Raw genomic sequence first — 10,936 nt, forward strand, 5'->3', positions numbered from 1 at the left:
GTGTAACCGGCCTTCCTAACGTTGTCGGCATGACCGAATTCGACGTGGTGGTGCTCGGCGGCGGAGCGGCCGGGCTGACGTTCGCGATGCAGCTGCACAGGACTCGTCCCGGCACCTCGATCGTGGTGGTGGAGAAGAGCGTCCGGGCGCCCGAGGCGGCACACAAGGTTGGCGAGTCCACAGTGGACATCGCTGCCCACTACATGCGGAACGTCCTCGGAATCGAACCGCACATCCTCGGCCGGCAGCTCGACAAGTTCGGGCTCCGGTTCTTCTTCTCCCAGAACGACAACCTCGACATCACCCGCCGCGTCGAGCTCGGTCACGCGCACCGCCCGCACGTCGGTGCCACCTACCAGATCGACCGCGGCCGGTTCGAGAACTTCCTGACGGACGAGCTGGTCGAGCTCGGTGTGGCTGTCTGGACCGGCCACCGCGTCAACGAAGTCGAGCTCGGCGACGGCGAGCACCACGTCACCGTGACAACACCGGAGGGCGAACAGCGCGAGATCAAGGCCCGGTGGGTGGTCGACGCCTCTGGCCGGGCGGGACTTCTCAAACGCAAGCTCGGGCTCGCGAAACCCAACGGCCACAACGTGAACGCCGCATGGTTCCGCGTCGGCAGCCCCGTGGACATCGACCAGTGGTCTGCCGACCCGGCCTGGCACGAGCGGATCAGCGACGGCCATCGCAGCCTCTCGACCAACCATCTGATGGGAGAGGGCTACTGGGTCTGGCTCATCCCGCTGGCGTCGAACTCGCTCAGCTTCGGCATCGTCGCCGACGCGGAGCTCCACCCGTTCGACACCTACAACAGGTTCGAGAAGGCACTGGACTGGTTGCGCAAGTACGAACCGCAGTGCGCCGAGGTCGTCGAGGCCCACCGCGACCAACTGCTCGACTTCAAGGTCATGCGGAACTACTCGTACGGCTGCGAGCAGGTCTACTCCGGGCAGGGCTGGAGCCTCACGGGGGAGGCGGGCATCTTCCTCGACCCGCTGTACTCGCCGGGGTTCGATGTCATCTCCCTGAGCAACGGACTGATCACCGACCTCGTGACCCGCGCGCTCGACGGCGAGGACGTCAGCGAGCTCGCCGCGATCCACAACACCGTGTTCTTCCTCGTCACCGACAGCTGGCTGCCGATCTACGAGGGCCAGTACCCGATCATGGGCAACGCGAGGGTGATGAGCGCGAAGGTCATCTGGGACACCGGCGTCTACTGGGCGGTGCCATCACTTCTCTTCTACCACGACCAGTTCCCGCGGATGGTCGACCGGCCGCGACTGGTGGCTCAGCTGGCCAGGATCTCGGCGATCACCGAGCCGGTCCAGCGGTTCTTCCGGCAGTGGTACGACGTCGAACCGAAGCAGCACGCCGACGGGTTCATCACGTACTACGACTTCGGCTTCATGACCCGTTTCCACGAGGGCCTGACCGCGAACCTGTCCGACTCCGAACTGGCCGATCAGCTCGGCGCCAACCTCGACGAGCTGGAGCGCATCGCTGGCGAGCTCCTGCACGCCGTAATCGCCGAGTGCGAAGCCGCTGACGAGCAGGCGCGCCGCGACCAGGCGGACCGGTGGCGCGCCGACAAGGCCGTGATGCGGTTGGTCGACGTCTACCTTGCGCATGACGAACGCGTCGACGCGTGGATCACCGTGGGCCCGGATGGGCGAGCCGACGGTGGCGGTCGTGACTTCTCGATCCGCCCGCACACGGATGCGTTGGCGGGGGAATCCCGATGAGCGTGCTGGTGCGAGCACGCCGTGCCGTCATGGGCGTGCCGGAACGGGAGATCCGCGCCTTCAAGGGTGGTGACACGGCGAACTGGCGGCATCTCGAGGACGCGGTCCGAGCGGCCATCGCGGGCTACCACGCCGTGGTCGACGGAGGGGGTCCGGCCGACATCATGACGCGCATCCACCAGGTTCCCAAGGCGTTGAACGGTTACGCCCACGAGGGCATCGCCATGGGACTGACCGGTCTCGACCTGGTCGTACGGGGGAAATCGCGATTCCGCGCGTTTCTCGAAGGCCCAGGAGACGCCCACGCCTACATGGCGCACATCGGCGCCGGCGAGGCGTTGGCGCGCATGCGACGGCGGCCCGAGCCGTTCCTGGCACGGCTCGACGACCCGGTGCTGCGCTGGCTCGTCGTGGACGGATACGGCTTCCACGAAGGTTTCTTCGCCCGCACCAAGCACGTCGAACGCCAGATCGTGCCGAAGTTCCTCTCGCCGTACGCGCGGCGTGTGTTCGATCAGGGCATCGGCCGCAGCATCTGGTTCTCCACGGGAGCCGACGTCCACGGCCTCGCCGCCCACATCTCCGCGTTCACCCCGGACCGGCACGCTGACCTCTGGCTGGGCGTAGGTGTCGCGTGCAGCTACGTCGGCGGGGTCTCGAAGCAGGACGTCGAGTACCTGCGCGAGGCGAGTGCCGAGCACCTGCCGCGCCTGGCCACCGGAGCCGCCTTCGCGGCCAGGGGCAGGCATCGTGCGGGCAACCCCCAGCCCGACATGGATCTGGTGTGCGAAGTCCTGTGCGGCACGGACAGCCTCGGCGCGTCCGGGCTCGTCGAGAAGGCGTTCGCCGGCCTGCCGGAACGCATGACCCGGCCCGGTTACGAACTGCTCCAAGCCCATCTGTTCGACGTGTTCTCCCGGTGAGGAACCAATGGTCGACCTAGCACCACCACCCGCAAGCGAGAGCAAGGTGCGCGCCGTCGCAGGCACGCTGCTGGGCAAGGTGTTCGCCGTTTCCGCGGCGACGATGAAACCACCTGCCATGGACGACGACGCGTCGAGCGCACGACTCAAGCAGGTCGTGTTCACCGTCACCGAGTGCTGTCAGCTCACCGTGCTCGACCCGAACTTCGACAGCCTGGTGCCGAAACTCGCCGCCTACGACGAAGAGTTGGCCGGGTTCGCCTACGAAGGTGCCGGCGTCGGCCTGGCCGCGCTGGACACGCTGGTGCCGACGAAGCGCCGGACGAAGGAATTCGTGAACGGTCCGGGCGCGCCGTACATCTACGGCGTTTACCTCGGCGCGGGCATGGGCCTCGCCAGGATGAGGCTCAACCCCGAACCGTTCCGCAAACGCCTCGACGACCCGTTGTGGGGATGGGTCGTGCTGGACGGTTACGGCTTCCACCAAGGGTTCTTCGCGCACAGGAAGTACACACTGCAGCAGCGCCTGCCGAAGCAACTGCACGGCTACGGGCTGCGGGCGTTCGACCACGGGATGGGCCGCAGCATCTGGTTCTCCGCCGGGGCCGACGTCCTCGGGGTCGCCACCACGATCGCGGGCTTCGCCGAGTCGCGACAGGCAGATCTGTGGCAGGGCGTAGGGCTGGCCTGCGGCTACACAGGTGGCGTCGACCGGCCGACTGTCGAGCACCTGCAGGTCGTCGCCGGCGCGTATCGCGGGCACCTCGCCGTCGGGGCGGCGATGTCGGCGGGCATCCGCCATCAGGTGGGCAACACCGCCGACCACAACGACTTCGCGAGCGAGGTCCTGTGTGGAGCGTCGTCGGCGGACGTGGCCGCCGAGGTCGAGAAACTGCGCAACGACCTGCCGACCGACCCGGCCATCCCCGTCTATGCACTGTGGCGGCACCGAATCCTGCGGCAGTTCGAATGATCAGGCTGAGCAGCATCCTCAGGCCGGTGCTGCGGCTGTCCGCCGAGGAGTTCCCCAAGATTGCGGCGAGGCAGTTCGGAGTACACGACGACATCGAGCGCGTCTGGCAGGACTTCGCGCCGACCGCGCACGCTCTCGTCGACAGCTTCTGGACGACCGTGGACCACCCCCGGTTCTCGACGCTCGTCCCGCTGTTGAACGCCACCGACGACCCGGTGCGCGGCGTCGCGTACGAGGGCGCCGGTATGGGACTGTCGCTTTTGGACTTTCTGCTGCCGGGAAAACGTCGGACGGCGGACTTCCTCGACGGTCCTGGCCGCACCTACAAGCCGATGGTGTACATCGGCGCCGGTCTCGTGTTGCCGCGAGTGCCGGTCGATCCGCTGAAGGTCATGGCGCGATTTTCGGACGACGACCGGTGGCTGATGCTCGACGGCTACGGCTTCTACCACGGCTTCTTCAGCCCGGACCGAGCCCTGCGACGGCAGGTCAGGCCTCGTCGGATCACGGGGTACGCGGCGCGCATGTTCGACCGCGGGCTCGGCCGCAGTCTCTGGTTCACGTCCGCCGCGAACACCCACCGGCTCACGGCCACGATCGAACGATTCCCACTCGCCCGCCGCGGTGATCTGTGGAGCGGTGTCGGTCTGGCTTGCGCCTATGCCGCAGGTGTGCTCGACGAACTCGCGATGCGCCGCCTGGTGAACGCGGCCGATCAGCAAGCCGACCAGTTCGCGGTCGGCGTCGCGGTCGGCGCTGGATTCCGGGCACGACACCCTGCCGACCACACCGAACTCGCCTGCACCGTCTCGTGGGGAACGGACGCCGCGACGGTTACGAAAATGGCTGAGCGCAACCGGACTCCAGGCCACGAGGCGTGGCGTGAACGGATGCGGGCGAGCTACCACACCACCACCGCAGTGAGGGCCGACTGATGACCGCACTTGGGAGTGTTCGCCGCCGTCTCTTCGGCATCCCAGATCCGGTGAAGGCGTTCCGCCAGCCCGGCTTCGCACCCGAGGCCTGGCAACGCTTCGCCCCGGTGGCCGAGTCGCTGGCGCTGGGCTATCACGCGACCCTGGAAGACAGCTCCGCGGACGTGTTGGCGATCCGTTTGCAGACGGTCGACCCGGTGTACGACGGGTTCGCCTACGAGGGCGCGGGTATGGGGCTGGGCGCCCTGGACCTGATGGGACCGTGGCGAAACAGGCTCGGCGCGTTCGTCGAAGGTCCTGGAAGCACACACGTCTACACCGTCTACGTAGGACTCGGCCTTGCCCTAGCCCGGCTGCGGCGCCGGCCGGAACGGTACCTTGCCAGGCTGGATCCGTTGCTGGGCTGGGCGGTCATCGACGGCTACGGCTTCCACTGCGGCTTCTTCTCCCGCCGCCGCTACATCACCAAGCAGGCCCGTCCGGTCCACCTGGCCGGTGTGTGCAGGCCGCTGTTCGACCAGGGCCTCGGCCGGGCGATCTGGTTCTCCAACGGCGGCATGGTCAGCCGTGCGGCGGAGGCGGTCGAAAGCTTCCAGCCCGACCGCCATGGCGACCTCTGGAACGGCGTCGGCATGGCCTGCGCGTACGGCGGTGGCACTGACAGGTCCGGACTCGAGCTGATGCTCGACCTCGCTGACGGATATACCGACCGGCTGGCGTGGGGTGCGGCCACGGCTGCTTGGACGCGTGAGCTGGCCGGAAACCCCGCCGCACACACAGATCTCGCCTGCGAGGTGTTCGCCGGCGTCTCCAGCGACGACGCCGCTAGGGTGCTGCGCCAGGGACGACGGGAAGCCACGTCGATCAAGAACTGGCGCGACCACTTCGCCGCGACGGTGGTGAGCACCAGTGGCGTATGACCCCGAGCTGGCCGATCGCATGCGTGCGAGGCTCACACCTTCGCAGCCTCGCGAAGTCGCCATGTTCGGCGGCCTCGGTTTCATGATCAATGGGAAGCTCGCCGCATTCGCGCACGGTGACGGCGGCATATGGCTGCGCTGTGCACCCGATCGGGTCGGCGAGCTCGAACGTCAAGGCGCGCAGCCGGCTGAGATGGGCAACGGCCGAACGATGGGACCTGGCTGGCTCCGGGTGAGTGCCGACAAGTTGTCCACGGAGGACATGCTGGCGTTCTGGCTCGACGCCGCCCTCGACCACAACCGCGAATCGGCTTGAGGAGATGGCGTTGGTCGACCCTGTGATGAGCCGCCGCGAACGGCGGCGGCAGGAAACCTACGACGAGATCGTCCAGGTCTCCCGCGAGCTTCTGCGTGAGGGCTGTGAGCTGTCGGTACGGGCCGTGGCAACCCAGATGGGGATGACGTCACCGGCCCTGTACCGATATCTCGACAGCGTCGACGAGCTGCACGTGCTGGTGGCGCGGGACATCTGTGCCGACGTGGTCGCGGCCATGACGAGGGCACGCGACCACTACCCCTGCGACGACCCGGCGGCCAGGCTCGCCGCGTCGGCGACGATGTTCCGATGCTGGGCCCTGGCCAACCGCGTCGAGTTCCAGATGGCGTTCGCCAACCCCACGCTTGCGGACGTGTGGCGCAACCGCAGCAAAGCGAAGGACCGGGACGCGCAGAACCCGTTCGCTGCGTACTTCGCGCAGCTGTTCATCGAGCTGCACTCGCGCGGCCTGATTGCCGTGCCGCGCAAGGACGATGTGGATCCGGGTCTGCAGACGCTCGTCGACCAGAGCAGCGACCCGTTCACCGCGAAGCTCGGCCTCGAGGGCATGGGCACCATGTGGCTGTTCAAGCTGGCTTGGGTCCGGCTGTACGGCGTTCTGATGGTCGAGGTCTTCGGACGGGTGGAAGAGGAGTTGGTCGACTCCGACCTCGTGTTCAACACCCTGATGCGCGAGACGTTCGCGAGTCTTGGCCTGGCGAGCAGCTGGGACCGGCTCATCCAGGTCAGCCGTGACACCGCGGCCAGAGCCTGACCACCTTGCAGTTCGGGTAAGTGGACCGTAACTCCGCCCGGCCACTGTGGTCACCGCCGCATTCACGTGGTCGCTACTTCAGCGCCGAGGAGTCAGCTGTGCCGACACTGCTCGAAATAACCACACACTTGTTCCTGCAACTGCTCGTGATCCTGGCCGTGTACCGCCTCATCTGGCCCCTGTTCCGAAGGCTGGCTCAGGTACAGGTCGTGGCTGTGATGGTGGCCGGTTTCGTGCTGGGTCCGTCCGTGCTCGGCGCCGTCTGGCCGTCCGCGCAGCACTGGTTGTTCCCGGCCACTCTTCAGGTCGGTGGCACGGCGATCACGCACCCGAACCTCACCGCGATCTACGTCGTGGGCCAGATCGGTCTCGTGCTCTACATGTTCCTGGTCGGAGCCTCGTTCAAGCTCGACATCCTGGGCGCACACGTGCGTCAGGCCGGAGCCACCTCGGCGTTCGGCGTCGTGGTGCCGATGATTCTCGGCAGCGTCCTGGGCTGGATGATGGTGTCGAAGGGCGGCTACTTCACCGACAAGGTGAGCGGCTGGCAGGGCGCGTTGTTCATCGCCGCCGCTGTGGCGATCACGGCGTTTCCGATGCTGGCGTGGATCGTCTACGACTCGGGGCTGCTGAACACCCGTCTGGGCACCATGTCGCTGTCCTGCGCCGCGGTGGACGATGCGTGCTCCTGGATCCTGCTCGCCACGGTCGTCGCCACGGCCCGTGGCAGCATGAACGACGCGCTGATCACGCTGCTGGGTGGCCTCGCTTACGTCCTGTTCATGGTGCTCGTCGGACGACGCTGGCTGGCACGGCTCAACACGTGGTCGCCGCGCGGAGACTCCGGGCTCAGTGGCGGAATCCCGATCGCGCACCTGACGATCGTGTTGTTCGTCATCCTCTTCGGTGCCTGGTTCACCGACTTCGTGGGCATCTACTCGGTCTTCGGAGCGTTCGTGGCAGGACTCGTGATGCCGCGCGGCGCGCTGCTCGACAGGATCCGCGACAGGTTCGAGCCGCTGGTCGCCTACTTCCTGTTGCCCGCGTTCTTCATCTACTCAGGACTGAACACCCAGCTGTCGCTCATCTTCGAGCCCTCAGTGCTGCTGATGGGCGCTCTAGTCCTAGTGGTCTCGTTCGCCGGGAAGTTCGGTGCCGTCGGGCTCGCCGCACGGTGGCAGGGCATGGGCTGGCGCGAAGCGGGATCGATGGGCGCGCTCGCCAACGCCCGCGGCCTGATGGAGCTGATCCTGCTCAACATCGGACAGTCGGCGGGTCTGATCACGACGGAGCTCTACACGATCCTCGCGCTGATGACGATCATCACCACCTTCGCCGCCACGCCGATCCAGCGGATCTTCGAGCGCCGCGCCCTGAGGGACGGGTTCATCTTCGGCCCGGCGGGTGAGCAGCCCAAGCCCGCCGCGCGGCCAAAACCGGTCACAGCCGACGTCGACTGAAACGGCCAGGGGGACATCCATGACTGACGCGATACGAAACCAGCTCGCCGGACTGTCGCACGACCAACGGGCCGCGCTGGCGGAGTCGTTGCGAGCACGCAGGCCGTCCGAGCCGACGGACCACGACGTGGTGATCCTGGGCGGTGGTACAGCCGGCCTGACGCTCGCGCTGCACCTCCGCCAGGTACAGCAGGGCATCCGGGTGCTCGTCGTCGAGAAGCTCCAGCATCCGGTTCCGGAGACCACGCACAAGGTCGGCGAGTCCACTGTGGAGATCGCCGCCCACTACCTGCGTGACGTGCTCGGGCTGGAGGACCACCTGGAGAAGCAGCAGATCCGCAAGTTCGGGCTGCGCATGTTCTTCAGCAACCACGACAACACCGACATCGCCGATCGCGTTGAGCTCGGCAGTTCGGTGTTCCCGCCCCTGGGCACCTACCAGCTGGACCGCGGCCGGCTGGAGAACGAGCTCGGCGTCCGCTGTGTCGACGCCGGCGTCGACTTCCTCGACGGCTGCAAGGTGGTCGATGTCGAGCTGCGGGCCGACTCGGTGCACCGAGTTCGGGTCGAAGGGCCTGACAGGGTACGTGACATCACCGCGCGGTGGGTGGTCGACGCGTCTGGACGCAGCCAGTTGCTGCACCGCCACAACGCCGGCCGGCGCGAAGAAGTCGGCCACGCCGCGAACGCCGCGTGGTTCCGGGTCGCGCACGAGATCGACGTCGGGACCTGGACCGAGGACGCCGAGTGGGCAGGGCGGATCCTCGAAGGCGACCGTGCCCTGTCCACCAATCACCTCATGGGCGACGGCTACTGGGTGTGGCTCATCCGGCTCGCCTCTGGCTCGACCAGCGTCGGCATCGTCGCGGACGCGGATGTCCACCCGTTCGCCGGCTTCAACACGCTCGACAAGGCGCTGGACTGGCTGCGGCAGCGCGAACCGCAGTGCGCTGCCGTCGTCGACGAACACGTGGACGGCATTCAGGACTTCCGTGTGATGCGCGACTATTCCTACAGCTGCGACCAGGTGTTCTCCGGCCAGCAGCGATGGTGCCTGACCGGGGAGTCCGGGGTCTTCCTCGACCCGCTCTACTCACCGGGCCTCGACCTGATCGCCATCGGCAACACCCTCGTGGTCGACCTGGTCACCCGGTCACTGGCCGGTGAGGACGTCACCGCGCTGGGCGCGATCCACGACAGCCTGTTCCGCGGCGTCGCCTCCATCTGGCTGGCCGTCTACGAAAAGCAGTACCGGCTGATGGGCAACGCCCAGGTGATGTCGTCGAAGGTCATCTGGGACACCGCCTTCTACTGGGGAGTGTTCGGGCTGCTGTTCTTCCAGGACATGTTCCGCAGCGCCGCCACGGTTCCCTCGATCGCCGCGAACCTGGGACGACTGACCCAGATCAGCAACCGAGTCCAGCAGTTCTTCCGTGAGTGGGAGTCGATCGACGACTCCGACCTGGGCCCGCAGTTCGTGGATCTGTACGCACCGCTGAACTTCATGGTGAAGCTGCACGCCGGGATGGCCGACGAGCTCACCGCGACCGAGTTCGAAACGCGGTTCAGCGAGAACACCAGGCTGTTCGCACAGCTCGCCGGCCAGCTCGTCAGCACTGTGATCGCAGCGTTCGCCGAGCGGACGGGGGACGACGTCATCGCCCGCATCCAGGACTGGCAGCGCGACCCGCTGATCGCGGACCTGCTGGCGATCTACCGGCGAGAGCGGCACCGCAATCCGACCAGCACAGGGTGGATGACAGTCACCAAGCCCGTGCCCGCGGCCAACCCGGCCTGAACTTCACTCAAGGGGAACAGCATGCCCGAAACCGTCGACGTGGCCATCCTGGGTGGCGGCATCACCGGCTTGACCCTCGCGCTGCAGCTGAAGCAAGCGATGCCGGGATTGAGCATCACCGTGATCGAGAAGCAGCCGCATCCCGTCGCCGAGGCCGCCCACAAGGTGGGGGAGTCCAGTGTCGAGATGCAGGCCCACTACCTGCGTGACGTCCTCGGCCTGAAGGACCACCTGGAAGCCGAGCAGCTGCGCAAGTTCGGGCTGCGGATGTTCCTGCCCCACAACGGGAACCACGACATCAGCCGCCGGGTGGAGTTCGGCCAGGTCGAGGAGGCGCCACTGGCCACGTACCAGCTCGACCGCGGCCGCCTCGAGAACCACCTCGGCACCAGGGTCACCGCGGAGGGAGTCCAGTTCCTCGACAACCACCGGGTCACCGGCGTCGATCTGCGCGGTGGCGACGAGAACCACGTGATCGAGGTCAGTGACGACAACGGGCCGAAGACCATCGAGGCACGCTGGGTAGTCGACGCCTCGGGTAGGGCTGCGATCCTCAAGCGCAAGCTCGGGCTCGCGAAACCGGTATCGCACAAGGCGAACTCGTCCTGGCTCAGGGTCGCGCAACCGCTCGACATCGGTACCTGGTCCGACGACGAGGAATGGCGCGCACGCACGGAGGTCGACACCGGCCCCTACGGCCGTCGCGGCAGTTTCCGCAGGCTCTCGACGAACCACCTGATGGGGCACGGCTACTGGGTGTGGCTGATCCCGCTCGCCTCGGGCTCGACGAGCGTCGGGATCGTCGCCGACGCCGAGATCCATCCACACGACCGGTTCAACACGCTCGACCGGGCGCTCGACTGGCTGCGCGCCCACGAACCCCAGTGTGCCGCCGCGGTGGAGGCACACCTCGACGAGGTTCAGGACTTCAAGGTCATGCGCGACTACGCCTACAGCTGCAAGCAGGTGTACAGCGAGGACCGCTGGTGCCTGACCGGTGAGGCCGGCGTGTCGATCGACCCGCTGTACTCGTCCGGCGGCGATCTGATGGGGATCAGCAACGGGTTGATCCTCGATCTGATCGAGCG

Annotated in this window: 10 protein-coding genes; all 10 read left to right on the forward strand. The window is 67.0% G+C overall.

Going from position 1 to position 10,936, the window contains the following annotated elements; genetic code table 11:
* Positions 1-29 precede the first annotated feature (29 nt).
* Positions 30-1,748, forward strand: coding sequence for an NAD(P)/FAD-dependent oxidoreductase (locus UK23_RS32840; protein WP_052685273.1), 1,719 nt, complete (start codon positions 30-32; stop codon positions 1,746-1,748).
* On the forward strand, positions 1,745-2,671 hold the full coding sequence (locus UK23_RS32845) for a DUF1702 family protein (protein WP_045315598.1): 927 nt from the start codon (positions 1,745-1,747) through the stop codon (positions 2,669-2,671). Before UK23_RS32840 ends, UK23_RS32845 begins: the two co-directional genes overlap by 4 nt.
* Positions 2,672-2,717: 46 nt before the next feature.
* Positions 2,718-3,644, forward strand: a complete 927-nt coding sequence (locus tag UK23_RS32850) for a DUF1702 family protein (protein ID WP_196777982.1) — start codon at positions 2,718-2,720, stop codon at positions 3,642-3,644.
* Positions 3,641-4,579, forward strand: coding sequence for a DUF1702 family protein (locus UK23_RS32855; protein ID WP_045315600.1), 939 nt, complete (start codon positions 3,641-3,643; stop codon positions 4,577-4,579). The genes UK23_RS32850 and UK23_RS32855 overlap by 4 nt, the downstream gene beginning before the upstream one ends.
* Positions 4,579-5,499 carry a DUF1702 family protein gene (locus UK23_RS32860; protein WP_045315601.1) on the forward strand — a complete coding sequence of 307 codons (921 nt, stop codon included), beginning with the start codon at positions 4,579-4,581 and terminating at the stop codon, positions 5,497-5,499. Before UK23_RS32855 ends, UK23_RS32860 begins: the two co-directional genes overlap by 1 nt.
* A complete protein-coding gene (locus UK23_RS32865) occupies positions 5,489-5,815 on the forward strand; it encodes a TfoX/Sxy family protein (protein ID WP_045315602.1) in 327 nt (108 codons plus the stop codon). The genes UK23_RS32860 and UK23_RS32865 overlap by 11 nt, the downstream gene beginning before the upstream one ends.
* A gap of 10 nt (positions 5,816-5,825) precedes the next feature.
* A complete protein-coding gene (locus UK23_RS49185; RefSeq protein WP_156213551.1) occupies positions 5,826-6,590 on the forward strand; it encodes a TetR/AcrR family transcriptional regulator in 765 nt (254 codons plus the stop codon).
* Between the two features lie 158 nt (positions 6,591-6,748).
* A complete protein-coding gene (locus UK23_RS32875) occupies positions 6,749-8,050 on the forward strand; it encodes a cation:proton antiporter (RefSeq protein WP_231114793.1) in 1,302 nt (433 codons plus the stop codon).
* Positions 8,051-8,069: 19 nt separating this feature from the next.
* The gene (locus UK23_RS32880; protein WP_082115162.1) at positions 8,070-9,848 is read left to right on the forward strand and encodes an NAD(P)/FAD-dependent oxidoreductase; all 1,779 of its coding nucleotides are present in this window, start codon (positions 8,070-8,072) and stop codon (positions 9,846-9,848) included.
* Between the two features lie 21 nt (positions 9,849-9,869).
* On the forward strand, positions 9,870-10,936 hold a 1,067-nt coding region (locus tag UK23_RS32885; protein ID WP_045315604.1), incomplete at its 3' end, for an NAD(P)/FAD-dependent oxidoreductase.

It is taken from the genome of Lentzea aerocolonigenes (genome assembly GCF_000955955.1).
GTDB classification, from domain to species: Bacteria; Actinomycetota; Actinomycetes; order Mycobacteriales; family Pseudonocardiaceae; genus Lentzea; species Lentzea aerocolonigenes_A.

Coding starts and splice junctions, on each gene's coding strand:
- UK23_RS32855 (WP_045315600.1), top strand. CDS start 3,641: ATGATCAGGCTGAGCAGCATCCTCAGGCCGGTGCTGCGGCTGTCCGCC.
- UK23_RS32860 (WP_045315601.1), top strand. CDS start 4,579: ATGACCGCACTTGGGAGTGTTCGCCGCCGTCTCTTCGGCATCCCAGAT.
- UK23_RS32880 (WP_082115162.1), top strand. CDS start 8,070: ATGACTGACGCGATACGAAACCAGCTCGCCGGACTGTCGCACGACCAA.
- UK23_RS32845 (WP_045315598.1), top strand. CDS start 1,745: ATGAGCGTGCTGGTGCGAGCACGCCGTGCCGTCATGGGCGTGCCGGAA.
- UK23_RS32840 (WP_052685273.1), top strand. CDS start 30: ATGACCGAATTCGACGTGGTGGTGCTCGGCGGCGGAGCGGCCGGGCTG.